The 25,755-nt window shown below is 64.3% G+C and carries 24 protein-coding genes and 3 tRNA genes; 10 read left to right on the top strand and 17 right to left on the bottom strand.

Annotation, left to right across the window (positions count from 1 at the left end):
* Positions 1–31: 31 nt before the first annotated feature.
* Both SBP01_RS06650 and SBP01_RS06645 read right to left on the bottom strand, forming a co-directional pair.
* On the bottom strand, positions 32–1,648 hold the full coding sequence (locus SBP01_RS06650) for a cation acetate symporter (RefSeq protein WP_275212511.1): 1,617 nt from the start codon (positions 1,646–1,648) through the stop codon (positions 32–34).
* Positions 1,645–2,025 (bottom strand): DUF485 domain-containing protein, encoded by a 381-nt coding sequence (locus SBP01_RS06645; RefSeq protein WP_275212807.1) that lies wholly within the window; start codon positions 2,023–2,025, stop codon positions 1,645–1,647. Before SBP01_RS06645 ends, SBP01_RS06650 begins: the two co-directional genes overlap by 4 nt.
* Positions 2,026–2,206: 181 nt before the next feature.
* On the opposite strand from SBP01_RS06645, the gene SBP01_RS06640 reads away from it, so the two are divergent.
* From SBP01_RS06640 to SBP01_RS06620, 5 genes are all read left to right on the top strand, one after another.
* On the top strand, positions 2,207–3,397 hold the full coding sequence (locus SBP01_RS06640; protein WP_275212512.1) for a sensor histidine kinase: 1,191 nt from the start codon (positions 2,207–2,209) through the stop codon (positions 3,395–3,397).
* A gap of 46 nt (positions 3,398–3,443) precedes the next feature.
* Positions 3,444–4,166: a LytTR family DNA-binding domain-containing protein gene (locus tag SBP01_RS06635; protein ID WP_320537909.1), complete on the top strand. Its 723-nt coding sequence runs from the start codon at positions 3,444–3,446 to the stop codon at positions 4,164–4,166.
* Complete coding sequence (locus SBP01_RS06630) at positions 4,163–4,513, top strand: hypothetical protein (RefSeq protein WP_275212514.1); 351 nt, start codon at positions 4,163–4,165, stop codon at positions 4,511–4,513. The genes SBP01_RS06635 and SBP01_RS06630 overlap by 4 nt, the downstream gene beginning before the upstream one ends.
* A gap of 7 nt (positions 4,514–4,520) precedes the next feature.
* A complete protein-coding gene (locus SBP01_RS06625; protein ID WP_275212515.1) occupies positions 4,521–5,984 on the top strand; it encodes a cation acetate symporter in 1,464 nt (487 codons plus the stop codon).
* Positions 5,985–6,091: 107 nt separating this feature from the next.
* A complete protein-coding gene (locus SBP01_RS06620) occupies positions 6,092–6,805 on the top strand; it encodes a hypothetical protein (protein ID WP_320538295.1) in 714 nt (237 codons plus the stop codon).
* 58 nt (positions 6,806–6,863) lie between these two features.
* Here the strand turns inward: SBP01_RS06620 and SBP01_RS06615 are convergent, their stop codons facing one another.
* The 6 genes from SBP01_RS06615 to rpsB form a co-directional block, all read right to left on the bottom strand.
* Positions 6,864–7,448, bottom strand: a complete 585-nt coding sequence (locus SBP01_RS06615; RefSeq protein ID WP_320537908.1) for a DivIVA domain-containing protein — start codon at positions 7,446–7,448, stop codon at positions 6,864–6,866.
* A 99-nt stretch (positions 7,449–7,547) separates the two neighbouring features.
* Entirely contained in the window at positions 7,548–8,471 is a 924-nt protein-coding gene (locus SBP01_RS06610) for a phosphatidate cytidylyltransferase (RefSeq protein ID WP_275212517.1), read from the bottom strand.
* Positions 8,471–9,028: a ribosome recycling factor gene (gene frr, locus SBP01_RS06605; protein WP_320537907.1), complete on the bottom strand. Its 558-nt coding sequence runs from the start codon at positions 9,026–9,028 to the stop codon at positions 8,471–8,473. The genes SBP01_RS06610 and frr overlap by 1 nt, the downstream gene beginning before the upstream one ends.
* 122 nt (positions 9,029–9,150) lie before the next feature.
* The gene (pyrH, locus tag SBP01_RS06600; protein ID WP_275212519.1) at positions 9,151–9,888 is read right to left on the bottom strand and encodes a UMP kinase; all 738 of its coding nucleotides are present in this window, start codon (positions 9,886–9,888) and stop codon (positions 9,151–9,153) included.
* A 127-nt stretch (positions 9,889–10,015) separates the two neighbouring features.
* Positions 10,016–10,852 (bottom strand): translation elongation factor Ts, encoded by an 837-nt coding sequence (tsf, locus tag SBP01_RS06595; protein ID WP_320537906.1) that lies wholly within the window; start codon positions 10,850–10,852, stop codon positions 10,016–10,018.
* A 129-nt stretch (positions 10,853–10,981) separates the two neighbouring features.
* A complete protein-coding gene (gene rpsB / locus SBP01_RS06590) occupies positions 10,982–11,881 on the bottom strand; it encodes a 30S ribosomal protein S2 (protein WP_275212521.1) in 900 nt (299 codons plus the stop codon).
* Positions 11,882–12,282: 401 nt separating this feature from the next.
* Between rpsB and SBP01_RS06585 the strand changes: the two genes are divergently transcribed.
* Positions 12,283–12,777 (top strand): M23 family metallopeptidase, encoded by a 495-nt coding sequence (locus tag SBP01_RS06585; RefSeq protein ID WP_320537905.1) that lies wholly within the window; start codon positions 12,283–12,285, stop codon positions 12,775–12,777.
* An 83-nt stretch (positions 12,778–12,860) separates the two neighbouring features.
* On the opposite strand, the gene SBP01_RS06580 is transcribed toward SBP01_RS06585, so the two are convergent.
* Entirely contained in the window at positions 12,861–14,051 is a 1,191-nt protein-coding gene (locus SBP01_RS06580; RefSeq protein WP_275212523.1) for an acyl-CoA dehydrogenase family protein, read from the bottom strand.
* Positions 14,052–14,295: 244 nt separating this feature from the next.
* Here SBP01_RS06580 and SBP01_RS06575 point away from each other — a divergent pair, with 244 nt between their 5' ends.
* On the top strand, positions 14,296–17,112 hold the full coding sequence (locus SBP01_RS06575) for an AAA domain-containing protein (protein WP_320537904.1): 2,817 nt from the start codon (positions 14,296–14,298) through the stop codon (positions 17,110–17,112).
* A 52-nt stretch (positions 17,113–17,164) separates the two neighbouring features.
* Here SBP01_RS06575 and SBP01_RS06570 read toward each other — a convergent pair.
* The 5 genes from SBP01_RS06570 to SBP01_RS06550 all read right to left on the bottom strand — a co-directional run bounded on the left by SBP01_RS06570 (position 17,165) and on the right by SBP01_RS06550 (position 21,255).
* A tRNA-Ile gene (locus SBP01_RS06570) sits at positions 17,165–17,238 on the bottom strand.
* Positions 17,239–17,378: 140 nt separating this feature from the next.
* The gene (locus SBP01_RS06565) at positions 17,379–18,575 is read right to left on the bottom strand and encodes a glycosyltransferase (protein ID WP_320537903.1); all 1,197 of its coding nucleotides are present in this window, start codon (positions 18,573–18,575) and stop codon (positions 17,379–17,381) included.
* 212 nt (positions 18,576–18,787) lie between these two features.
* On the bottom strand, positions 18,788–19,696 hold the full coding sequence (locus SBP01_RS06560; protein WP_275212526.1) for a DMT family transporter: 909 nt from the start codon (positions 19,694–19,696) through the stop codon (positions 18,788–18,790).
* Positions 19,696–20,334 carry a CDP-alcohol phosphatidyltransferase family protein gene (locus SBP01_RS06555; protein WP_275212527.1) on the bottom strand — a complete coding sequence of 213 codons (639 nt, stop codon included), beginning with the start codon at positions 20,332–20,334 and terminating at the stop codon, positions 19,696–19,698. Before SBP01_RS06555 ends, SBP01_RS06560 begins: the two co-directional genes overlap by 1 nt.
* 66 nt (positions 20,335–20,400) lie before the next feature.
* A complete protein-coding gene (locus SBP01_RS06550) occupies positions 20,401–21,255 on the bottom strand; it encodes a phage holin family protein (RefSeq protein WP_320537902.1) in 855 nt (284 codons plus the stop codon).
* Between the two features lie 201 nt (positions 21,256–21,456).
* Here SBP01_RS06550 and SBP01_RS06545 point away from each other — a divergent pair, with 201 nt between their 5' ends.
* The 3 genes from SBP01_RS06545 to SBP01_RS06535 all read left to right on the top strand — a co-directional run bounded on the left by SBP01_RS06545 (position 21,457) and on the right by SBP01_RS06535 (position 23,406).
* Positions 21,457–22,680, top strand: a complete 1,224-nt coding sequence (locus SBP01_RS06545) for a multidrug effflux MFS transporter (protein WP_320537901.1) — start codon at positions 21,457–21,459, stop codon at positions 22,678–22,680.
* Between the two features lie 65 nt (positions 22,681–22,745).
* Positions 22,746–22,925 carry a hypothetical protein gene (locus tag SBP01_RS06540; protein WP_275212530.1) on the top strand — a complete coding sequence of 60 codons (180 nt, stop codon included), beginning with the start codon at positions 22,746–22,748 and terminating at the stop codon, positions 22,923–22,925.
* 73 nt (positions 22,926–22,998) lie between these two features.
* Positions 22,999–23,406 (top strand): hypothetical protein, encoded by a 408-nt coding sequence (locus SBP01_RS06535; protein WP_275212531.1) that lies wholly within the window; start codon positions 22,999–23,001, stop codon positions 23,404–23,406.
* 49 nt (positions 23,407–23,455) lie between these two features.
* Here SBP01_RS06535 and SBP01_RS06530 read toward each other — a convergent pair.
* The 3 genes from SBP01_RS06530 to dnaG form a co-directional block, all read right to left on the bottom strand.
* A tRNA-Asn gene (locus SBP01_RS06530) sits at positions 23,456–23,531 on the bottom strand.
* A 126-nt stretch (positions 23,532–23,657) separates the two neighbouring features.
* Positions 23,658–23,730, bottom strand: a tRNA-Asn gene (locus tag SBP01_RS06525).
* Between the two features lie 88 nt (positions 23,731–23,818).
* Positions 23,819–25,741, bottom strand: a complete 1,923-nt coding sequence (gene dnaG, locus SBP01_RS06520) for a DNA primase (protein ID WP_275212532.1) — start codon at positions 25,739–25,741, stop codon at positions 23,819–23,821.
* Between the last annotated feature and the right edge of the window lie 14 nt (positions 25,742–25,755).

Genomic DNA, 25,755 nt, shown 5'->3' with positions numbered 1-25,755 from the left:
TTCCGGGCCGCCGTCGTTCGCTTGCCTGCTGTTAGTGGTCCACGGCCTTTTCCGCACCGACTCCGGTGAGGGACCGTACTTCCATTTCGGCCTGCTTGGCCGTGTCTTCGCGCTTCTTGTCCAGCACGGTGCCGAGCCAGCCGAGGAAGAACGCCAGCGGAATCGAGACAATGCCCGGGTTGCTGAGCGGGAAGATGGCGAAGTGGGCGTCCTTGATCATGGACGTCGCCGAGCCGGAGACAACGGGCGAGAAGATGATCAGGATGATGGCCGAGCCCAGGCCGCCGTACATGCTCCACACCGCACCCTGGGTGGTGAACCGCCGCCAGAACAGGGAGTAAACGATCGTGGGCAGGTTTGCCGAAGCCGCAACGGCGAACGCAAGAGCTACCAGGAAGGCCACATTCTGTCCGTTGGCGAGGATGCCGCCCAGGATGGCGAGGATGCCGATGACCACAACGGTGCGCCGCGCCACCTTCACTTCGGTGTCGGCGTCGGCCTTCCCCTTGGAGATGACGTTGGCGTAGATGTCGTGGGCGAAGGATGCGGCCGCCGTAATGGTCAGGCCGGCAACGACGGCGAGGATGGTCGCGAAGGCTACGGCCGAGATGAAGCCGAGCAGGAGCGGGCCGCCGAGGTGGAAGGCCAGCAGCGGCGCCGCGGAGTTGACCCCGCCCGGAGCGGACTTGATGGTGTCAGCACCCACGAGTGCCGCCGCACCGTAACCCAGGACCAGGGTGAACAGGTAGAACAGGCCGATCAGCCAGATGGACCAGACCACTGACTTGCGGGCTTCCTTGGCCGTGGGCACCGTGTAGAAGCGCATCAGGACGTGAGGCAGGGCCGCTGTGCCGAGGACCAGTGCAAGGCCCAGGGACATAAAGTCCAGCTTCGAGGTTTCGGTCTTGCCGTACTGCAGGCCCGGGTTCAGGACGGCCGGGTTGCCGGAGGTTTCAACCGCTGCACCGAGGAGGTTTGAGAGGTTGAAGCCGTAAATGGCCAGCACCCAGAACGTCATGACCGCGGCACCGGCGATAAGCAGGATGGCCTTGATGATCTGGACCCAGGTGGTGCCCTTCATGCCGCCGATCAGAACGTACGTGATCATGAGCGCACCGACCACGATGATGATCAGGGACTGGCCGCCCCAGTCACTGATGCCCAGCAGCAGCGCGATCAGGCTGCCGGCGCCGGCCATCTGGGCGAGCAGGTAGAAGAAGCAGACGGCCAGGGTGGAAATGGCGGCCGCGATGCGGACGGGCCGCTGCTTGAGCCGGAAGGAGAGGACATCGGCCATGGTGAATTTGCCGGTGTTGCGGAGCAGTTCGGCCACCAGCAGCAAGGCAACCAGCCACGCCACCAGGAAGCCGATGGAGTACATGAAGCCGTCGTAGCCGTTCACGGCGATGGCCCCGGTGATGCCCAGGAAGGAGGCTGCGGAAAGGTAGTCGCCGGCGATGGCGGTCCCGTTCTGGGAACCCGTGAAGGAGCGGCCGGCCGCGTAGTAGTCCGCGGCTGTTTTGTTGTTCCGGCTGGCCCGGAGCACGATCACCATGGTGACGGCCACGAAAAGGCCGAAGATGCCCATGTTGAGGAGCGTGGTTTCCTTGAGCTGAGCGACGTCAACTGAGGTGGCGATCCCGATCATTTGTTAACTCCAGTCACGCGGTTGCCGTCTTTATCAAATTCGTGGCCTTCGATTTCGTGGCGGATCTCCGCTGCAATGGGGTCAAGCTTCCGGTTGGAGTAGCTGACATACCAGCCGGTGATGGCGAACGTCGAGATGAACTGCAGGAGGCCCAGAATCAGGCCGATGTTGATATTTCCCCACACCTTGGTGGACATAAAACCGACTGCGTAGTCTGCCAACAGAACGTACGCGAAATACCACAGCAGGAAGACTACGGCCATGGGAAATACAAAGCTACGGTGACGTTTGCGCAGTTCCTGGAACCGCGCCGTCGACTGGACTTCTTCGAAGTCCACGGACGCCGCTGCGTCCGGAGTCCGGGCATCATTACCCATCATTCCTCCTCATTGAGAGTTTGACTGGTCCACCAGCCAGCCGGTCCTGCGTGCAGGGTGCCGCCAATGTGACTGCAATCACTGTGCCCGCGCCCAGGGCCCCATTCCATAAAGTTGCCCTGAACGGTCGCCCAACGGTCACGATGCTGCGCCTAACGGCAGCCGACGCTACGCTGGCAGCATGCCGGACTCCCCCCTCCTGACTGCCGCCGCGGTTGCGGTCATCGCCTTGGCAATCGCCGTCGTCGTTGGGGTGGGAATCAAACTTCTGCGCTCCTTCCGCGAACTGGGCACCGACGCCGAGCAGGCCACCTACAAAACCCTGCACGCGGCCTCCCGGGCCGGGCAGCACCTGCGCACCGGGCTCAATCCGGCAGGGGCAGCCAAAGCGAGCAAGCAGTTACGCTCCCTGCTGGGCTGCGATGCGCTGGCCATCACGGACACAGCGGGCGTCCTGGCCTGGGACGGGGCGGCGGAGGAACTGAAACCGCTGCTGATGGGACTGGCCGCCGATGTCCTGACCGGTGGGCGCACCACCGTGCTGCAGGCACGGGAACTGGGTGCCGAGCCCGCGTCCGGAGCCCTGGCCGCCGTCATCGCACCGGTGCGCGCCGGCTCGCGGGTGGTGGGCGCGGTGGCGGCGTTTGCCCCGTCGGCAGGCGCCGGGCTGGTGCGTGCCACCAGCGAAGTGGCCGACTGGGTGGCTGTCCAGGTGGAACTCGCAGAACTGGATGCATCCCGGACCCTGCTGATGGAAGCCGAAGTCCGCGCCCTGCGGGCCCAGATCAGCCCGCATTTCATCTACAACTCCCTGAACGCCATCGCTTCCTTCATCAACACGGACCCGGAGCGGGCCCGTGAGCTGGTGGTGGAATTTGCGGACTTCACCAGGTACTCCTTCCGGCGGCACGGTGACTTCACCACCCTTGCCGAGGAACTGCGCTGCATTGACAGGTACCTGCTGCTGGAACGGGCCCGGTTCGGGGAGCGGGTGCAGGTCAGCCTGCGCATCGCACCCGAGGTGCTGGGCACGGTCATTCCGTTCCTCAGCCTGCAGCCCCTGGTGGAAAACGCTGTGCGGCACGGCCTTGAGGCCAAGGAAGGCGCCGGCCACATCAGCATTACCGCCAACGATTCGGGCGCCTTTGCGGAGGTGACCATTGAGGACGACGGCGTGGGGATGGATCCTGCCGAGCTCCAGTCCATGCTTGCCGGGCACCGGGACGGGGACCATGTGGGGTTGCGCAACGTGGACGCCCGGCTCCGCCAGGTCTACGGGGACCAGCACGGCCTGGTCATAGAGACCGCACCCGGCGAGGGGACCCTGATCACCCTGCGGGTACCAAAGTCCCAGCCGGGCCACGACGCCTGAACCCGGGTCCATGATTTTGGCGCCGTCCGGCGGCTAGTCTTGGTGCATGATTAATGTCCTCGTCGCCGACGACGAGCTACCCGCCGTGGAGGAACTGGCCTACTTGCTGGGCAGGGACGACCGCATCGGCACCATTCACCGCGCTTCCTCCGGTTCCGAGGCGCTCCGGGCCCTCACCAGCGAATCCGTCGACGCCGTGTTCCTGGACATCCACATGCCCGCAGTGTCCGGCCTCGATGTTGCCCGTGCCATCGCCCGCAGCACCAGGAAGCCGGCCGTCGTGTTCGTCACCGCGGACGAAGACTGCGCCCTGGAAGCCTTCGAACTGGCCGCCGTGGACTATTTGCTCAAACCCATCCGGGCCGAGCGGCTGGCCCGCTCCGTGAGCAGGATCAGCGAACTGCTGCGTGAGGGCGGGGGCGCCGTGCCTGAAATGATCACGGTTGACCAGGGCGGCACCACCAGGATGATCCGGCGCGACGACGTCACTTACGTCCAGGCGCAGGGAGACTATGCCCGGCTGCACACCGCGGACGCGAGCTACCTGATCCGGGTGCCGCTGGCCGACCTGGAACAGCAATGGGCGGACGCCGGCTTCATCAGGACTCATCGGTCCTACCTGGTGGCCCTGAAGCACGTCTCGTCCATGAAGCTTGCGGCCGACAGGCCCAGCGTCTCCGTGGCGGGCGCCAGCCTGCCCATCAGCCGCCGCCACCTTCCCACGGTCCGGGAAAAGCTGGAAGCCACGCGAATCCGGCCGCAGGCATGACACGGGTCCGCGTTACCGCCCCGCGCGCGGTACCCCGCCCGGCCGGAGAAACACGGGAGGCGGCGGAGGAGTCCGAGGTGGGACAGGTCTTCGTCCGGTCCCTGATCCGTTCCCAGCTGCGCCTTGCCCTTGTGGTGGCCATCGGCTTCATGCTGATCCTGGGCGCCTTCCCCGTGTTGCTGGCAGCCGTGCCCGGCCTTGCCGATACCCGGCTGTGGGGAATCCCCTTCGAATGGCTGTTGCTGGGCGCCGGGATCTACCCTGTCATCGGACTCAGCGCCTGGCTCTTCATCCGCTCGGCTGCACGGAACGAGGCCAGGTACCGCGACCTGGCCGGGGACAAGTGATCTCCCGATGAATCCCGCAGTCGGCGTGGTGGCCCTTGTTGTGGTGTCCGTGGCCACCGCCGTGATCGGCTTTTACGGACTGCGGGTTTCCCGCACCACCGGCGATTTCTATGTAGCTTCCCGGACAGTCCGGCCGTGGTGGAATGCCTCGGCCATCGGGGGCGAGTACCTGTCAGCGGCCAGCTTTTTGGGAGTGGCAGGGCTGATCCTGCTCTCGGGAACAGACGCGCTGTGGTTCCCCGTGGGCTACACCGCCGGGTACCTGATGTTGCTGCTGTTTGTGGCGGCCCCGCTGCGCCGGTCCGGGGCATACACCATTCCTGACTTCACGGAAGCCAGGCTGGATTCGCGTGCCGTGCGGCGGGTGACCAGTCTGGTGGTGGTTGTGGTGGGCTGGCTGTACATTGTGCCGCAGCTCCACGGCGCAGCCCTCACCATCCGGATCACCACCGGACTGCCACCCTGGGTGGGCTCAGTGGCTGTGGTCGTTGTGGTGTGCCTGACCGTGGTTGCAGGCGGCATGCGCTCAATCACCTTTGTCCAGGCGTTCCAGTACTGGCTGAAGCTCACCGCTCTGGCCGTTCCGGTTCTGTTCATCGTTTTCACGCTGGCCGGCGACGGCACCGCCGCGGTGGCACCCGCGGCCGTGAACCCCACCGGAATGGCTCCCGCCGGCGCCTACCAGAACGTCTCACTGCTGGTGGCCCTGCTGTTCGGGACCCTGGGACTCCCCCATGTCCTGGTGCGGTTCTATACAAATCCCGACGGCAGTTCGGCGCGGCGGACCACCCTGATCGTGCTTGGCCTGCTCTCGGTGTTCTACCTCTTCCCGACCGCCTACGGACTGGCGGGGAGGATGTTCGCGCCGGAGCTCGCCAGGTCGGGACGGGCCGACGCCGTGGTTCTGCTGCTGCCGGGACAGCTGATCGGCGGCACCGCCGGGGACCTGCTTTCGGCGTTGGTGGTTGCCGGGGCTTTTGCTGCTTTCCTTTCCACCACCTCGGGCCTGGTGGTTTCCCTGGCCGGGGTCATCAGCCAGGACGTACTCGGCGGCGGCGTCCGCGGTTTCCGTCTTGCGGCAGTCATTTCCGCCATCGTCCCGCTGGGCTTCGCCGTGACCACTGATTCCTTGGCCCTTGCCGGCAGCGTGGGCCTGGTGTTCGCCTTCACGGCATCCACCGTGTGCCCTGTGCTGCTCTTGGGCATCTGGTGGCGCGGGCTGACCGATACCGGCGCTATCGCCGGGATGGTGACGGGCGCCGTTCTTTGCGGCGGGGCGATGGTGTGCGGGGCCGTCCTGGGTGCGGGCACACCGTTCTGGCTGGCCCAGCCGGCGGCATGGACGGTACCGGCCGCCTTTGCGGTCATGGTGTTGGTCTCCCGCGGCACCAAAGACCGGATTCCCAAAACCATGACCCGGGTCATGACACGGCTGCACACGCCTGAACGGCCGCTGGCCACCGAACGCTGAGCCCCACGCCAGCGGTAGCTCGGAAGAGGTTGGAAGCCAGGCGCCGGCCCCAAGCAATCCTCGCGATGGCACTCGCGCATGCAGCCGCGAGGGTGGACAATGGCGGCATGTCCCCGCAGGACGGATTCAGCCCGGGCGACGGCGCCCCGGACAACGTGCCACCTTCGGTCCGGGCGCAACTGCTCGCCACCGAACACTGGAGCCTGCTGGCATCCCGCAGCACGACGCAGGGCGAAGTCCTCACACGCATCAGCATGTTCCTGACCTTGACCTCCGCCAGTCTGGTGAGCCTCGCCCTGGTGGGTCAGGCCACCAGGTTCTCGGATATTTTCCTCCTGCTGGCCGGAGTGGTGCTGTTCACGGACTTGATGGTGGGCCTGCTCACCCAGGTCCGGGTGCTCAACGTCGCCGCCGAAGACATCATGTATGTGCTTGCCATGAACAGGCTCCGGGCGGCCTACGTCGAACTGGACCCCGGTATTACGAAGTTCATCATGGCTTCTCCCCATGACGACCAGTCCGGCTCCGTGCAGACATACTATTTCCTGGGCCGGCGGAGTTCGTGGAGCCACGTCGCAGGCAGCAGCATGGTCTTCATCCATACAGTGAACTCCGCGCTCATCGCCATACTGGCCGGGCTGCTGGCGTCCGTCCTCGGTGCCGGTACGGGCATGGCCGCCGCTGCGGCGGCCACGGCCGGACTGGCCTTCCTGGCCGGGTCTTCGATCCACGGCTACAGGTCCTATGCCTCGTTCTGGCGCGACTACACGCCCGTCTCGCCCACGCCGTCGGACCCGGCGACACCTCGCGACGCTCGCTAGGAGCCTCCGCGGCCTGGCTGGCGCATACCGCCAGCGGAGACGGCGCCCTGCGGCCTCGCTAGTCGATGGCTGCCATGAGTTCCACCACGCGGTCCAGGAACGCATCAACCTGGGTTTCCTCGTAGCCATCCTGGCCCGCCGCGGGGCGGAAGACTGCCCGGCGGATACTGTCCACGCTGAGCGGCTGGTCCTCCTCAAGGTAGCCGATCAGGCTATGGCAGAGCTTGTCTACGTCCGAGACGTTGTAGCTGCGGGTCTTTTTCCTGGTGGGGCGCCGGAAGCGTTCCCCGTCCGGCCGGTGCAGGCGTCCCCGGAGGACGCCGGACAGGTTTCCGATCTCACGGAGCCAGGCATCCTCGCCCCGGGCGGCAATGAGTTCGTCCCGTTCGCGGCGCGCGAAAGCATCTTCGAGGCGGTCCAAGGCAGCGTCCACCACCGCTGCGGAGTAGCCGCCCTTGACCGGGTCAAAGGAGACGCTGCGGACATCCGAGCTGCTGACAGCATGGCTGGCAGCCTTGGGTGTCTCAAGGGCCACCTTGGCACGCTGCAGGAACTGATCCACCTGCTTGGCGTTGTAACCAAACTCATTGCCCCGCACGCGCTCAAACGACGCGGGAATTTTCCGTTGAAAATCCAATGCCACTGTTGTTCCTTTGTTGCTTTTCAGCTGGGTCAGGTGGGCACCATTCTATGGTGCCGCGATGTCCGGCGAGGTCGGCGGTCGTAATCAGGTGGCCAGGGCTCAGACACCCGAGACCGTGGCGAAAAGGACGAATGCCACGGGCGAGGCAAAGACGATTGAGTCCAGCCGGTCCATGACGCCGCCGTGTCCGGGCAGGATGCTGCTCATGTCCTTGATGCCGAGTTCCCGCTTGACCATGGACTCGGCGAGGTCTCCCGCGGTGGAGGCGGCGACCAGGCTGACGGCCAGGATCACCCCCACCCACCAGGGCCGGTCGAGGATGAAGATACAGGCAAGAACTCCCACCAGCGTTGCCCCGGCGATGGAGCCCGCAAACCCTTCCCAGGATTTCTTGGGGCTGATTTTCGGCGCCATGGGGTGCTTGCCGAGGGACGCGCCCACGAGGTAACCGAACGTGTCGTTGGAGACCACCAGCAGCAGCATGACCGCCACTTGCCACGCTCCAGGCGGAATGGTCCCGCCGGGCCAGAGTCCTACCGGGGCGGCGACACCGGCCGCGTGCAGCGGCAGCGACGCGAAGCCGATGAAGAACGGCACCCAGCCGAGTGTGAAAACTCCGGCAAAGATGCTGTTCGCCGATCCGGCCGGGCTTTCCACCGACCGCCACAGCAGCACGGCCACGCAGCTCAGAAGCATGGCGAAGAGCAGGCTTTCCAGGCCACCGAAGTAGGCCGCGAACGGCATCGCGATGGTGCCCACCATGACCGGGACAATCGGCATCCGGGTTCCGTTCGCCTCCAGGGCGCGGAAAATCTCCCAGACACCGAAGATGGCAAACCCCGTCGTGACGGCGACGAAACCGAGTGGAAGGAAGAGCAGCCCACCGAGCACACCGATCAGCATGGCCAGACCCACCACAATTGCCGCCGGAAGATTCCGGCCGGCCTTGGGCGTCGGGTTGGTCCGCGGCTGTTTCCCCTTCGTGCGCGCCCTTTGTGCGGGGGCTTGCTCTGCCTGGCTCATCAGACTTCGAGCAGCTCTGCTTCCTTGCGCTTGAGCAGCTCGTCGATGCCGTCAACGTGAGCCTTGGTCAGGGCATCAAGTTCCTTCTCGGCCCGGCTGCCTTCGTCTTCGCCCGCTTCGCCATCCTTGACCAGCTTGTCCAGCGTTTCCTTGGCCTTGCGGCGGATGTTGCGGATGGAGATCTTCGCGTCCTCGCCCTTGGTCTTGACGATCTTGACGTACTCCTTGCGGCGCTCCTGCGTCAGGTCAGGGATGGTGATCCTGATGACGTTGCCGTCGTTGGACGGATTCGCGCCCACCTCGGAGTCGCTCAGGGCGCGTTCGATATCCCGCAGGGCCGTCTTGTCGAACGGGGTGATGAGGATGGTGCGGGCGTCCGGGATGGCGAAGGACGCGAGCTGCTGCAGCGGCGTTGGCGAGCCGTAGTAGTCCACCAGTACCTTGTTGTAGAGGCCGGGATTCGCCCGCCCGGTGCGGATCGAGGCGAAGTCTTCCTTGGCTACCTCGACAGCCTTGTCCATCTTCTCTTCGGCTTCGAGCAAGGTTTCTTCGATCACGGTCTCTCCTCAGAAATCAGTGCAATACCCGTACCGGCTGCACAATCGTGGTTCAGTGTTCCTGGTTCCATCGCTGGCCATGCCAGCGGCGTGGAACGGTGCTGAAATCATCCTAGCCGTAGCTAGGGGGTCACCAGGGTTCCCAGCTTTTCCCCCCGGATGGCGCGGGTAACGTTCCCTTCGCCTTCCATCCCGAAGACCACCATGGACAGGTTGTTGTCCTTGCACATGGTCATCGCAGTCTGGTCCATCACGCGGATGTCCCGGCGCAGGGCGTCGTCGTAGCTCAGGGTGTCCAGACGCTCGGCCTCCGGATCCTTCTTCGGGTCGGCGGTGTAAACGGCGTCCACGCCGCTCTTGGCCATCAGCACAACATCGGCGTGAACTTCGAGGGCCCGCTGGGCAGCGACCGTATCGGTGGAGAAATAGGGCAGTCCGGCGCCGGCCCCGAAGATGACTACGCGGCCCTTTTCCATGTGGCGGATGGCGCGGCGGGGAATGTATGCCTCGGCGACCTGGCCCATGGTGATGGCGCTCTGGACCCTGGTCTCCACGCCGGCCTGCTCCAGGAAGTCCTGGAGGGCCAGGCAGTTCATGACGGTGCCGAGCATGCCCATGTAGTCAGCACGCGAGCGGTCCATACCGCTTTGGGACAGTTCGGCTCCGCGGAAGAAGTTGCCGCCACCCACCACGATGGCAACTTCGACGTCGGGAACGGCTGCGGCGATCTGCTTGGCCACACCGCGGACTGTGTCGGGATCAACGCCCAGCTTTCCGCCGCCGAAGACCTCACCTGAGAGCTTCAGGAGGACGCGGCGCCGGTTCTTGTCCGGCTGGCTTGAAGTATTGACGGCTTCCATGGGTGCCTTCCCGTTGTTGACTCTGAAAAAGGTTATCGTGCCGGACGGCCAAAGGTCTCATCCGGCCGTGACCCGGTGCATGCAAAAGGGGCGGCCACCGAAGTGGCCGCCCCTTTTGCGGATTCGACTAGGAGCCGACGCGGAAGCGTGCGAAGGACGTGCCCTTGACACCGGCCTCTTCGAGGACCTGCGCCACAGACTTCTTGGCATCCTTGGCAAATGCCTGGTCAACCAGGACCTCGCCCTTGTAGAAGCCCGTCACGCGGCCTTCCACAATCTTGGTCATGGCTGCCTCGGGCTTGCCTTCAGCCTTGGCAGTCTCCTCGGCGATGCGACGCTCAGACTCAACCAGCTCAGCCGGAACGTCTTCGCGGGTCAGGTAGTTCGGGGACATTGCAGCGATGTGGACTGCAACGTCGTGCGCTGCGCTAGCGGCGGCTTCGCCTTCACCGTCAACAGCGAACAGGACACCAACCTGGGCCGGGAGGTCCTTGGAGGTCTTGTGCAGGTATGCGTCAACCGTGCCGCCCTCGATGCGGGAGATGCGGCGGACAACAACCTTTTCGCCCAGGATGGCGCCTTCTTCGACGACAACCTCGGAGAGCGGCTTGCCGTCAACTTCGGTGGCGAGGAGGGTGTCGAGATCGGCAGCGCCGGACTCCACAGCCACGGCCAGGACCTTGTCGGCCAGCTGGATGAACTTGTCAGCCTTGGCAACGAAGTCGGTCTCGCAGTTGACCTCGATCATGACGCCGACGCCGTTGCTGACCTTCGCGGCCACCAGGCCTTCAGCGGTGGAGCGGCCTTCGCGCTTCGTAGCGCCCTTGAGGCCCTTGATGCGGATGATTTCGATGGCCTTCTCGGCGTCACCGTTGGCTTCGTCGAGAGCCTTCTTGACATCCATCATGCCGGCGCCGGTGCGCTCGCGCAGTGCCTTGATATCAGCGGCAGTGTAGTTCGCCATGTGAACCCCTCTGTCTAGAAAATTTATGTGGTGTACGGACCGACAGGACAGCGGCTCACCGGGTGAGCCGCCATCCTGTCAGTGATCCGGAGCTGCGGACAGCGCCGGAGAATCCGGATTTACTTTGTTTTACTTGTCCGCGTCGGCGGCGGGCGTTTCCGCAGCAGCCGGAGCTTCCTCTGCAACCGGAGCAGCTTCCTCGGCAGCGGGAGCAGCGGGTGCTTCCTCTGCCGGAGCAGCAGCTGCGGGAGCTTCTTCGGTCTTGCTGCCTTCGAGGAGCTCGCGCTCCCACTCAGCCAGCGGCTCTTCCGGAGCTTCGGTGGTGCCGGTTGCACGCTGGTTGCGGGCGATGAGGCCCTCAGCAACGGCGTCCGCGACAACGCGGGTCAACAGGTTCACGGAGCGGATGGCGTCGTCGTTGCCCGGGATCGGGAAGTCGACTTCGTCAGGATCGCAGTTGGTGTCCAGGATGGCCACAACCGGGATGTTCAGCTTCTTGGCTTCGTCAACAGCCAGGTGTTCCTTCTTGGTGTCCACGATCCAGAGCACGGAGGGTGCCTTGGTCAGGTTGCGGATACCGCCGAGGTTGGTCTCCAGCTTGGTGAGTTCACGGCGAAGGAGCAGCAGTTCCTTCTTGGTGTACGCGGAACCGGCGACGTCGTCGAAGTCGATTTCTTCCAGTTCCTTCATGCGCTGGATGCGCTTGGAAACGGTCTGGAAGTTGGTCAGCATACCGCCGAGCCAGCGCTGGTTCACGTAGGGCTGGCCAACGCGGGTTGCCTGCTCAGCAATTGCTTCCTGGGCCTGCTTCTTGGTGCCGACGAAGAGTACGGTGCCGCCGTGTGCAACGGTGGCCTTGACGAACTCGTAGGCGCGGTCGATGTAGGACAGCGACTGCTGCAGGTCGATGATGTAGATGCCGTTGCGCTCCGTGAAGATGAATCGCTTCATCTTCGGGTTCCAACGGCGGGTCTGGTGTCCAAAGTGGACGCCGCTGTCAAGCAGCTGGCGCATAGTTACGACGGGCATGCCGACGCTCCTTCCGGCAGGTCATTCATGAGAGAACCTTTTCAGATTCTCTTACCCTGCCAATAGTTGACGGTTGATTAGCGTGACCCAAGGCGGGCCGTGCTCCTGGCATCCATTGCGACCCTCATCAGGACCGGGGTCCTGACCGCAAGGGGCACAATCCTCCACAAGAAAGCCGGGGCTTCAGGTGGAGGTCTGGATGCGCGTAGTCAGCTGCTGTTCCCCCGCATTCCTGAATGAGGCGTGCCGACGCATACACGTTGAGGGCACAGCAAACTGCTCCACCAAGTGTACTACAGGCGCCGATATACGCCGGACAGCATCGGCTCCGCGGGAGGGCGTTTTCCACATGGCAGCACGGGGCCCTCGCGGCGGCAGAATCCGTACGGAACGCTGGGCAGATGAAAGCAACGTTCCTCTTTGCTGCCGTCCTCCTGCTGCCGGCCGCCGTTCCCCAGGCACCGGCCCCGCGCCCGGACTGGGACTGGCCGCTCACGCCCAGGCCGGCCGTGGTCCGGGCCTTTGACCCGCCGGACAAACCGTGGCTGAGCGGGCATCGCGGCGTGGACCTGGAGGCAGCGGACGACGGCGGCCCGGTCGCGTCGCCGGCATCCGGCACTGTGAGCTTCGTGGGCGTCGTCGTCGACCGTCCCGTGATCACCATCGATCACGGTGGCGGCCTGCGCAGCAGCTTTGAACCCGTTGACAGCGCGCTGGCCACCGGAGACGTCGTGACCAAGGGCCAGATCATCGGCACGGTGCAAGCAGGTCACTGCCCCGCTCCCGGCTGCGTCCATTGGGGAGTCAGGCGGGGAGATGACTACGTCAATCCACTGCAATTCGTTACGGACCTAAGGCCGTCCATCCTGCTGCCCCTCAGTCCCGGCGCAGGGTGATGGCCACCTTACGCACAGCCAGGGATGGCCCGCATCCCGTTTTCCTGGATCGCGATAGCCCGGGTTTGATCAGCGCTGACACGTCAGACGATGGCTGAGATGCCGGTGATGGCCCGGCCTGTGACCAGGGTGTTGACCTCGTGCGTCCCCTCGTAGGAGTAGATGGCTTCCGCATCGGCGAAGATCTTGGCCATTTCGAAGTCCGTCACAATCCCGTTGCCGCCCAGAAGGCCGCGGCCGATCGCCACGCTTTCGCGCATCCGGGCCGTGGTGAACGCTTTGGCCAGCGCGGACTGCTCGTCCTTTGCCTGGCCGGCATCCTCCAGCTGGGAAAGCCTGACCATCATCCCCATCGAGCTGACCGCGTTGCCCAGCATCTGCACCAGCTGGCTCTGGACCAGCTGGAAGGATGCCAGCGGACGGCCAAACTGATGGCGTTCCACCGCGTAGCGGCGCGCCACATCGAAGGCGGCAAGCTGCTGGCCTACCGCCTGCCAGGCGACAGCCAGCCGGGTGACCTTGAGGACCTTGTTGGTGTCACGGAAGCTGTTGGCCCCGGCGAGCTTGAAGAAGTCCGGAACCACCACATTGTCCAGGGCAATGTCGGCGTTCTGGACGGTCCGGAGTGAGATCTTGTTTTCGATCTTTGTGGCGCTGTAGCCGGGAAGCGAGGTGTCCACCAGGAATCCCTTGACCTGGTTGTCTGCAATGTCCCGCGCGTAAATGACCACCCAGTCGGAGAAGGTCGCATTGCCGATCCACCGCTTGGCGCCGTTCAGGATCCACGTGTCCCCGTCGCGCTGTGCCGTGGTGCGCGTGCCGCCGGCCACGTCAGAACCACCAAGGGGTTCGGTGAGGCCGAAAGCGCCGATCTTCTTGAGCGAGTAGATGTCCGGCAACCAGGCATCCTGCTGTTCCTGCGAGGCCAATGCCTCGATTGAGCCGGTGAAGAGTCCGTCATGGACGCCCATGAAGGTGGCGATGGAGGCGTCGGCCCGGGTGGCCTCGGCGTGAACCAGGCCGGCGAACAGGTTCGAATACCCTTGCCGGCGCACCGGGCTCACCAGGTCGATTTCAGCCAGCTTCGGAATGAGGTCCATGGGAAATTCGCCGCGGTTCCAGCAGTCCACGGCAATTGGCCGGACTTCGCGGGTGAGAAAGCCGCGGATCTCTGCCAGCCGGTCCTGCTCCTTGCCCGTCAGCAGCTGTTCAAAGGCGAAGAAGTCGCCATCAGCGTACGGAAGGTTGTTGATGTCAATGGATTTCGTGGACATGGTTTCCTCGCTGGGATCGGCGTTGGCAGGCGGGCTTCAAGGGAGGGATTCCCGAAGGGCAATAAGTTACTGGTGAGTAACTTACCGCATGGGCCCGGCCGTCTGCAACGGCTGCGACGGAAAGGCTGCATCCGCCAGGGGAAGGACGCGTGACCGTCGCCGCCGCAGACCATCGGCCGGGTAAAGAACTTTGGGTAGGGTCGGAGTGCAAGGATGTTGAACTCATTTGCCTGGGGGAATTGTCATGACTGATCCGCGCCGCGAAGCCATTCTCATCCGACGGCAGGATCAGTCCGGTTTTGACGACAAGACCCCGGACGTCATCGAGTACGCTCCGGAGGGAGACTTCACCTCCCTCACCTTCCGGGTCGCGGGCGGCAGGAAGAAGTACAGCTACTCGGCCCGCAAAGTCTTGATCCTCCGCAATCCACAGCAGGAACCGATAGGCGAAATGGACGGCGTCAGCGTCCGCGGCCGTTCCGTGCAGGGCGTTACAGAAGTGTGGCGCTTCCAGGGGTCCGGGCAGACGTGGTGGCGGGTTTTTTCGTCAGCGGACGGACGCGAGCGGTACCAGACATGCCGCCTGGACGAGATCAGCATCATGCGGGCCGCAGATCCCGACGCCGGCGCCCAGGACGTTCTCCACTACTGGCGGGACGTTGTGTCCCATCTTGGCCGGAACGATCCGTTGCGCCCGTTGTATCAGAACCTCGAGAGAATCCCCCACGGGAGCGTCCTGAGCCTGTATCTCAGCGGGGAGAACCCGGCGCCCCCGGCCGGGGCGGAAGAACTCATTCTTCCGTTCTCCTCCAACCTCAGTCAGCGCGAAGCCCTCAGGAAAGGCCTCTCCCACCGTATTTCTGTCATCGACGGTCCGCCGGGAACGGGGAAGACGCAAACAATCCTCAACCTGGTTGCCAACATCATCAGTTCGCCGGGACAGACTGTGGGCATTGTTTCTTTCAACAACGCTGCCGTGGAAAACGTCCGCGACAAGCTCGCCAATGAAGGATTCGGCCACGTTGTTGCGGATTTGCGGCGGAGCGACGTCCGATGCGGGTTCTTCGAAAGACAACACCCCGCAAACGTGAAGGCGCAGCGCCTGGCCGGAGGTTCCGTTACTCCGATGCCGGCAGCCGGCCGGATTTCAGACCTTGATGGCCAGGTTCAGCGCCTGCAGGCGTTGGCCGGGGAAGCGGCCTTGCTTCGGCAGGAACTGGATGCCTTCCGGCTGGAGCGGCGTCACTTCAGCCTCCACGTCGAGGGGCACCAGCTGCCCCGGCTCCCAGCCCTGAAGCTCCTTAGGTTGCCGGCAATCCGTATCCTCGAATTTCTCGCTGAGACGGCGGCCATTCCCGAGGAGGAAAGCCTCCTCAGCAGACTCTTCCGCCAGTTCAAAACCCGCTTCCGCTACGGATCAACGAGGGACCTGGATCCCCAAGACACCGATGTCGTCCTGCGGCTTCAGGCCGCCTACTACGACAACAAAATCGCGGAACTGGAACGAACGTTGGAGGCAGCGGAGGAACGGCTCGCGCAGGGCAACCAGTCCGGTCTCGAAGACGAACTGAAGCACGTGTCCCGGCAGGCGCTGGAGGCGAGCCTGCATCAGCGCTATGCCGGCGCCCGGCGGCAGGACTATTCGAACGACACCTATCTGCAGCATTTCACATCCTTCGCACACGACTACCCGGTGATTCTGAGTACGTGTCACTCTCTGCGGCGAAGCATCCCCAGCGGGTTCATGCTGGACTACCTGATCATCGATGAGGCTTCCCAGGTAGACCTGCTGGCTGCGGGCCTGGCCCTCTCCTGCGCACGGAACGTCATTATCGTGGGCGATCTGAGGCAGCTCCCGCACATCCCGGACAGGAGCGCGTCCGGGCACGCCCGGCCGGCACCGGCCCCTGGTTACGACTACGGGAAGCACAGCATCCTGTCCTCTGTCGTCGAACGCTTCGGCGGCGGACTCCCCCGCACCATGCTGCGGGAACACTACCGCTGCGATCCCGCCATCATCGACTTCTGCAACAGAAAGTTTTACGGCGGTCAGCTCGTCCCGTATACCGTCAGCGACCCCGGCAGCCGGGCGCTCGTGGTGGTACGCACCGCCCGGGGAAACCATATGCGGCAGCACCCCGGGGGCCGCACCAACCAACGTGAAGCGGAGGTCATCGCCAGAGAAGTGCTGACGACATTCTGCTCCGGCACTGAACCTGGAAACATTGGCGTGGTCACCCCGTACCGGCGGCAGGTCGATAAAGTCGCCGAAGCCCTTCAGAACACGATTGAGAGTGCCCTGCCCAACAGCAACACCATTGAGGCCGACACGGTCCACAAGTTCCAGGGCCGTGAAAAGGACATCATCATCATGACCACAGTCCTGGACGAGACCAAAAGCGGCCGTTCCGGGATTGAGTTTGTGGATAACCCCCAACTGGTGAACGTGGCCGTCTCCCGCGCGGTAAAACGCTTCGTTTTGGTGACCAATCACCAGATGCTGCCGGCAAGCCGCCACCTCCGGGACCTCGTCCGGTTCATCCAGTACCAGGACCCGGGGAACGAGGTATTTGACAGCGCGGTCCTCTCCGTATTCGATCTCCTCTACAAGGACTATGCGGCGGCCCTCAAACCCCTGGCGGCCCGACTGCAGAACTCGTCAAGGTTCGCTTCCGAAAACATCGTGTGGACGCTGCTCCTCGAACTCCTGGCCGAGGAGGCCTACGAAGATTTTGCCGTTGCCCAGCAGGTTGTCCTGAGGAATCTGCTCCCGGACCTTTCCAGGCTCACATCCGGGCAGGTCTCCTATGTGAGGAACCGGGCCACTGTGGACTTCGTCGTTTACAACCGCATCACCAACATGCCTGTCCTTGCAGTGGAAGTTGACGGTTTTGCCTTCCACGAGGCTGATGCCCGGCAGACAGTCCGGGACGGCCTCAAGGACGCAATCTGCCGTGCACACAGCATTCCGCTCCTCCGGCTCCCGACGACCGGCAGCGGTGAGGAACAGCTGATCCGCCAGCGCCTCGCCACCGCGATTCTGGAGAAGGCATCGAGGTGACGACGATGCCCTCGGGGCTGCGTTCCCGCAGTCCGGAGGGCATCGTCGTCGGTAGGGCTACTCGGACTTGAACCGAGGACCTTAGGATTATGAGTCCCGCGCTCTAACCAGCTGAGCTATAGCCCCGTGGCCCTGCCTGTTGCGTGGTCCAGGGTAGGGACATTGCTTTCAGCAGGGCAAAAACACTCTAGCAAACCGGGGAGGCTTCCCCGGACCACGGCGGCCGCCCGGGTCGTGCCGGGTGCCGCCCTTCCGCTCCCGCGCCGTCAGACCACTTTGTCTTCGAAGCTGGCGCCGCGGTACAGGTCCTCAAAGGTTTGCAGGGTGCCCTCGAGGCTGTGCGGTTCCACCATCCGCCGGCTGGCCTGGCCCATGGCGGCGCGCTCCTCGGCAGGAAGCTCCAGGATACGGGTGATCTTCTTCGCCAGATCGTCACTGTCGTTGGGAGTGAACAGGTAACCGTTCTCGCCGTCGCGTACCAAATGTGGAAGTGCCATGGCATCCGCCAGCACCACGGGCGTAGAGGCGGACATGGCTTCAAGTGTCACCAGGGACTGCAGCTCGGCGGTACCCGGCATGCAGAAGAGGTCGGCCTTGACATACGTTTCGCGGAGTTCCTCGTCACTGGCCAGGCCGAGGAACCTGACCCGGTTCTCGAGGCCCAGCCGTTTGGCTTGCGCTTCGAGGGCCGGGCGGACTTCACCGCCGCCAACGATCTCCAGATGGATGTTAAGCTCCGGCGGAGTCTTGGACACGGCGTTGATCAGGACGTCAATGTGCTTCTCCTCCGCCAACCGGCCCACAAAGACCACTGTCGGGTTGGCATGCGGTTCGATGACCTCACCGGGCTGCAGCTCATAGGCGGCGGAGTCAATGCCGTTGGACAGGGGCAACACCTTGCGGAGGAAGGCGTGCTGGTGCATGGCCTTGGCAGCCAGCGGTGTCGGCGTCGTGACGACGTCAGCCTGCCCCATGACCTTGCCCATGTCCTTCCAGGAGATCTTGCCGATGATGTCCTTGAGCCACTGCGGGAACGGCAGGAAAGGGTTCAGGTTCTCCGGCATGAAGTGGTTGGTGGCCACGATCCTGATGCCCCGCTTCACAGCTTCGTACAGGACGTGCTCGCCAATCATGTAGTGGCTCTGGATATGCACCACATCAGGGTTGATCCGGTCGAAGAGAAGGCTGATCTCCTTCTTGATCTCCCACGGAAGACAGATGCGGAAGTACTCATGCGTGAAAACGCCGTGGGAGTGGAGCCGGTGCACAGTGGCCTCGGAACGGAACTCTGTGAAGCTCGGGCCATTATCGGCGCGGCAGGCAAGCACGTTGACGTTGTGGCCGCGGGCGGTCATGCCCTTCGCCAGGCGGTAGCTGAACTGGGCGGCCCCATTCACATGAGGCGGATACGTGTCCGCGGCTATCAGGATGGTCAGGGGACGCTGGTCTGCGGGCGTTGTCACGTGAGGAGCTCCTGAAGGTCACGGTGCGCAGCTGACGCTGAATGCACCGGGTGGCCGCCGGCGCCGGAGCGCGGGGCCGCTTTGAATCGGCGGGGTAGGAAACGGCAGGGTGGGAAACGGCTGGGTAGGAATCGGCGGGGTAAGAACGGGTGGGAAGAAGATCGGCGGATGGAAATGTCTGGCGTTTAAAATGGGCTCTGAGGGCATCCAGGCTAGTGGGACGCCCTGCCCGCCGCCTTCCGGGCATCCTTCCTGCGTTTGGTGACCTCGGGGTGGTGCCTGGAGAGGGCGATCACCCCCACGATAGCAAGCGAAGCTGCGGTAGCCATGGCAATCGCCATCACGGCGTGGACGTCAGGGCGCAATTCGCCGAGGATCACGATGCCGATAGCAATGCCCACCATGGGATCCACAACTGTCAGGCCGGCAATGACCAGATCCGGCGGGCCGCCCGAATATGCGCTTTGGACAAACCAGGAACCCAGGCCGCCCGCTGCGACAATGGCCACCACCGAGTACCACTGGACATTGAGCAGGAACAGTCCGTTCGGGTCCAGCAGATGTTTGCCGATGATGCGTGTCAGGACAGCAACAAAGCCGAAAAGCACGCCGGCGCCGAGGATGTACACAAAGGCGCTCATCCGGTGCCGGAACATGGCTGCCAGGGTTCCGAACACACCCACGGCCAAGGCGAGCAGCAGCACTATGGTCAGCTCGTCCTCCGGATTTACGTGGTGGTTCTCCTGCGTCACATTCACGGCCAGAAGGACAAACATCGCCGACCCGGTCACGCAGGCGGCAATGGACACCATAGTGGCCCGGTTAATGGTGATGTCCTGGTCCCGCGCATTCACCACGGTGGTGATGACCAGGGCGATGGCGCCGATGGGCTGCACCACCGTCAGCGGGGCCGACACCAGAGCCACTGCGTTCATTGCCATGCCGAGGCAGAGAAGGAGCAGCCCGAGTACCCACCGCGGATTACGCAGCAGGCGGAGGAAGCCGGTTGAACTCAGTGCCAGGCCTCCGGTATCGGCTTTCACCGCACTGCCCTGCTTCTGCGCCCCCAAGGCAAGGCAGAACGCCCCGAGCACCGCCAGCAGAACCGCCACCCAGACCATCAGGCGCTACCGCCGTCGTGCTCTTCGCCCGGGTGATGCGACTGCATGCGGCCTTTGCGCAGAATGGCCCAGAAGTAGTTGTAGGCGGCAATCCAGTGCCCGGCCAGGCCGAGGCCCAGGACAATCCACGCTGCTACCAGCAGTGGGCCGCCGAATGGGGAATCCAGCCGCGACAGGACCAGCAGGGGTGTGCCGAGAAGCAGGAGCCCGGTGCGGACTTTGCCGATCCGGCTCACGGGCAGGTCCGGGTGGCCATGAAAAAAGAAGAGGGTCAGTGCCAGGAGCACGGCGTCGGGCACCAGGAGCGCAGCCAGGTAGAGCCAATGAACGACGCCGGCGATGACCAGGGTGATTGCCACCGCAATCAGGGCCAGCCGGTCAGCGAGGGGATCGATCACACGGCCCAATTTGGAGGCCTGGTCAAAACGGCGTGCGACGTAGCCGTCAATCCAGTCAGAACCAGCCATCACGGCCAGGACAACAACGGCGACCCCGTACTCCTGCTCCGCAAGGACCAGCCAGATGAAAAGCGGAACACCCATGAAGCGAAGCACCGTCAGGGCGTTGGGGACGGTGAAAACGCGGTCGTGGTCGACCTGGGGGCGGTCGGAACGCGCACCAGCGCCGATGAACCTCACTCCGCTCCCCTCCTTATGAAACAGCCTGAACGTGGAACCAAGGCACAGCGTGGATGTTGCAGGCCGTTACGGATTCCGGAGCAACCGGCGCAGCAGGACCACAAAAACGGTGGCTGAGGCCGCCAGCACCGCCAGTGGCGTCCAACGGACGTTCGCGCCTTCCGTGGACTCTGCCAGTGCTGAGAATTTTTGGCCGGCGGCGTTTGTACCTTTTGCCAGCGCTGCCTTGCCCTCGCCGAGTTTTGTTTTCGCGGTATCCACCAGGAAGTTGACCTGGGGTTTGACGTCCAGCTCGCTGTCGAGTTCGTCCCGGACCTCGGCGATGTGGCGCCGCCGCTGTTCCAGCCGGCGGTGAAGCTCCGGCTCGGAAGCGTGCGGGAACTCAACCTTCTGGGCTTCGGCCTTGGCTTCCTTCTCCGCCTTGGCTTTGGCAGCGGCCTCATCCTTGGCAGCCTTTGCGGCCTTGGCCTCGGGACTCGCCGGATCAAGCAGGGCAGCGTTGAAGTCCGAGCCTTCTTTGGCGATCCCCAGATCGTATTTGATTCCCCGGATGGTTTCCTCGGGCATCAGGGGCATGGCCTTCTTAAGTTTCCGCACGCCGATCAGTGCCCCGATGAGGGCGATGATCAGGAACAGCGCGCAGACCAGCAGTGCCGCGAGCCAGGCCGGCATGATGGTGGCAAGGCCCATGATGGCCGCCACGATGAGGCCCACCACCAGGAAGGCCACAAAAACGAGGGCGACGGCGAGGAATGCTGCCGCTACCCCTACCTGGATGCCCTTGCGTTTGAGTTCGACCTTGAGGAAGGCGATTTCGTCGTTGAGTTGGCGGGGCGCGAGGCGAAAAAGTAGTTTCAGCGTTTTGGGCAGCGCGGTGATGCGCAGTCCCTGGCTGGTGCGCCCGGTGTGTCGTCCGCTCATCGGTTCCCGCCTTACATGTTGGATGGTCGATTCGGCTTCCGTGTTCTGCGGGAGCGTGCACAGGCATGGTCCCGCCCCCAAAACTACCATTCAGCTTCCGGCCAGACTTCCCCCTCCGGCCTCACGGCGCGCCTGCCACACCCGGAACGGCGCGCCGGTCCCACGGTAAACAGGAACCCCGCACGCCTAGGATTGGTCTCCGTGACCACTCACCCCAATCCGGGCGACGCCCTGAGCCGCCGGCAGAGGCTGCTGTACATCCTGCTCCTCGGTGCCCTCACCGCCTTGGGACCGTTCACCATCGATCTCTACCTGCCGGCGTTCCCCGACCTTGAGGCCAGCCTTGGAGTCACCGAGGCGCAGGTCCAGCTGACCCTGGCAGGGACCACCATCGGCTTTGCCCTGGGCCAGCTCATCGTGGGACCTTTCAGCGATAAGTTCGGCAGGCGGCTGCCGCTGATCCTTGCCACGGCCCTTCACATTGCCTCCTCCATTGGGGCGGCACTGTCCACGGACATCGCCACCCTGGGGCTCTTCCGCGTGCTGATGGGGGTGGGTGCCGCCGGCGGTGGCGTCGTGGCGCTGGCCATGGTGCGGGACCTGTTCTCCGGCTACGCCATGGTGAAGATGTTCTCCCGCATGGCCCTGGTGAATGGACTGGCTCCGATCCTTGCTCCGGTCATCGGCTCCCAGCTCCTCCTGGTGATGCCCTGGCCCGGGATCTTTGTGTTCCTGGCCTGCTACGGGGCCCTGGTGATTGTGGCGTCCCTTGTGCTGGTCCGCGAAACGCTGCCGCCGGAGAAGCGGGGCCAGTCAGGCATGACCGCCCGGCAGCGCTACAAGTCCCTCTTCACGGACCGGATCTTCGTGGGGTTGCTGGTGGTGGGCGGGATGAACTTCGCCGGGCTCTTTACGTACCTGTCTGCCTCGCCCTTCCTGTTCCAGGATATTTTTGGGTTTTCGCCGCAGCAGTACGGCCTGCTCTTCGGCATCAACTCCCTGGGCATCGTGGCCGGCGTCCAGATCAGTTCACGGCTCATCCGGCGCGTCCCGCCGCAATGGATCGTTGCCGGCTCCACAGCCTGGATGTTCCTCATGGCCTTGCTGATCGTGATTTTCGATCAGGCGGGCCTGGGACTGTGGGGCGTGCTTGTACCGCTCTGGTTCTACATCCTGGGCACCGGCTTCACCTTCCCCTGCGTGCAGGTCCTGGCCCTGGCCAGCCACGGCGGGCAGGCCGGGACGGCGGCTTCGCTTCTGGGCGCGGCCACTTTCATGACGGCGGGCCTGATCTCGCCGGTGGTGGGCTGGCTGGGCATCACCAGCGCCGCGCCCATGGGCGCCGTCCAGGCTGCATGCATCCTGGCGGCCATCGCCGGCCTCTGGCTGATCGTCAGGCCCCGGACCGTGCCGGCGATCCAGTGAACAGGGCGATCCAGGTGAAGCGGGCGATCCAGTGAACAGGGCGATCCGGTGAAACGGGCGATCCGGTGAAGCGCAGACCGCACCGCAACCCCCGCGGCCTGTTCCTCGGGGCGGTACTGGGCGCCGTCGCCGGCTACTTCGTGGGGCGGGTCATGGGCAACGGTGCCATGGGCATCATCCTGGGGGCGCTGGCAGGCTCCGCGCTGCTGTACCGCGTCAACCCGGGCCCCTGGAACCGCCGCTGACAGCAGGAACCAGCTGCAACGGCGCCGGGGTCAGCACCTGCCGTGGCGCGCACTCCCGCGATAAAATAATTCCGTGCCCAGCTGGCAGTCCCCCTCGCCGCTCCCGGCCACATGGCAACGTTGCGACTCCGGCATCCTGCCACTGTGGTGGGACCGGCTGTGCGCCCAGACCGGCCAGCAGTCCGCAGCCCTCTATGCCGCTGGTCTTTTCACGGAAGACCGGCGCCGGCCCATCGCCCAATGGTTCAACCCCGCCTTCAGCGCAGCCCTCCTGGTGGCCCCGGAGACCTCCCCTGAATGGCCGGTGCAGCGCTTTGGCATCTTTTACGCGCCCCCGGGCACGGGCTTTGTCCGTGTCCACTCAGCGCCGCACGAATGGCACCCCCGCGAACCCCGCAAGTCACCCACCGAGCAGGAGGCCTTCCAGGCCGCGATTGCGGAAGCCGAACGCTTCCTGCAGGTGGAAATGGACTTCGTCTGAAAGCAGCAAATCCCCGTCCTCACGAGGAGAACGGGGATTTACCGTGTGCTGGCTCCTCCTGCTGGACTTGAACCAGCAACCCTTCGATTAACAGTCGAATGCTCTGCCAATTGAGCTAAGGAGGAATGAAGCAGGTACGACCTTAGCAAAGGTTTTGCGCCAATGTGAAATCGGCTCCCGGACAGGACGGAATACCCTCCCCTGGTATAAAAAAAATCCCCGTCCCGGAGATCCGGAACGGGGATTGTGCGCTCCTCCTGCTGGACTTGAACCAGCAACCCTTCGATTAACAGTCGAATGCTCTGCCAATTGAGCTAAGGAGGAATGAAGCGGGTATCAGCCTAGCAAACACCCCTGCTGGAAGCGAAATCGGGAACCGAACCGGCAGCAGCCGGGAACACAAGGGCCGGAGCTAAGCGTCCGAGCGCAAGGCGCGACGCTCCATTTCGAGCATCATCAGCTCCCGGTTGAGCCGCTGGAACTCGTCCGGACTGGCCGCCGGGTCCAGCCGCTGCAGCTGGCCCATCTTGTCCGCCTTGACCCTGGTGATCTGCAGCTCGAACAGCCGCGCCAGGATATCCCTGCAGTACTTCTGGACAGCTTCGGCGGTGCTGGCCGGCAGCGGCACCACGGCAAGTTCAGACACCAGCGGACGCAGCGGTTCGGGCACCTCGTGCATCACCTGCTCCACCCAGCGGAGCGGTTCGCCGATCAGTCCGGGGCCCGAGGCACGCATGGCATCGTGCACAGCCTGGAAGGCGGGCGTCACGAACCGCGCGGCCGAGAAACGCTCCCAGATGCCCCCGCCCAGCAGCGCCGGCTCCTGGAGTGCCACTTCCAGCGCCTGCCGCTCCATGGACGCCACCGGATCACGCGGATCGGGGCGGTGGAAGGAAGGGACAGCGCCCGACGCCGCCCCGGCAGCCACGCCGGGACCTCCCGGTTGGGTGCCGCGCGCCGCAGCGGAGGCTCCGGATGGTGCGCCCGGCGACGCAGCCGCGCCGCCTTCACGTTTCATGGCAACGGCGACGGCCCGGCTGACTTCTTCCACGGGCATCCCCAGCCAGCCTGCCAGTTGGCGGGCGTAACCGGGCCGGATGGCGGCATCACGGATCTGCCCCACCACCGGTGCAGCTTCGCGCAGCGCCGCCACGCGGCCCTCCACCGTGTCCAGGTTGTGGCGCTTCAGGGTGGCTTTGATGGCGAATTCAAAAAGTGGGCGCCGGCTGTTGATCAGGTCCCTGACAGCCTCGTCGCCCTTGGTCTGGCGGAGATCACAGGGGTCGGCGCCGGTGGGGTCCACGGCCACATAGTTCTGCGCCACGAAGCGCTGATCCTCCTCGAAGGCGCGCAGCGCAGCCTTCTGCCCCGCGGCGTCCCCGTCGAAGGTGAAGATGACCTCGCCGCCGGTGCCGTCGTCGGACAGGAGGCGCCGGGCGATCTTGATGTGCTCGGTGCCGAATGCGGTTCCGCAGGTGGCCACCGCCGTCGGGATTCCCGCCAGGTGACAGGCCATCACGTCCGTGTAGCCCTCCACCACCACCAGCTGCCGGTCCTTGGCGACGTGCTTCTTGGCAAGATCGATCCCGTAGAGGACCTGTGACTTTTTGTAAAGCGTGGTTTCGGGGGTGTTGAGGTACTTGGGCCCCTGGTCATCCTCGTAGAGTTTCCTGGCGCCGAAGCCGATGGTGTCCCCGGAGATGTCGCGGATGGGCCAGATCAGCCGGCCCCGGAAGCGATCGTAGATTCCGCGGTTGCCTTCGGAGAACATTCCCGTCAGTTTCAACTCAGCGTCCGTGAAGCCGCGCCCGCGCAGGTGCTTCAGCAGGGCATCCCAGCCCTGCGGTGCGTAGCCGACGCCGAACTGCTCCGAGGCCGCGCGGTCAAAACCGCGGCTATAGAGGAAATTCCGCCCCTCAGCGGCGCCCGGGGTCAGCAGCTGGGCGCGGAAGAACTCATCGGCGATTTTGTGGGCATCCAGGAGGCGCTGCCGCTTGCCCACCTCTTCGCGGCTCGGCCCCGTTCCGCCGTCCTCGTAGCGGAGCTCGTAACCGATACGGGATGCCAGCTTTTCCACGGCCTCGTGGAAGGACGTGTGGTCCTGTTTCTGGACGAAGGCGATGACATCGCCGTCTTCGCCGCAGCCGAAGCAGTGGTACCTGCCCACCTGCGGCCGGACCGTAAATGACGGCGAGCGCTCGTCGTGGAAAGGGCACAAGCCCTTGTAGGTTCCCAGCCCGGCACCCTTGAGCGTGACGTATCCGTCCACGACTTCCTTGATGTCCGTGCGCTGGCGTACTTCGTCAATATCTTCACGTTTGATCAGGCCAGCCACAGAGCCATCCTAGT

Origin of the sequence: Pseudarthrobacter sp. IC2-21 (assembly GCF_034048115.1) — a bacterium.
GTDB lineage: Bacteria > Actinomycetota > Actinomycetes > Actinomycetales > Micrococcaceae > Arthrobacter > Arthrobacter naphthalenicus.
This window is presented reverse-complemented; position numbering and strand designations above follow the sequence as displayed.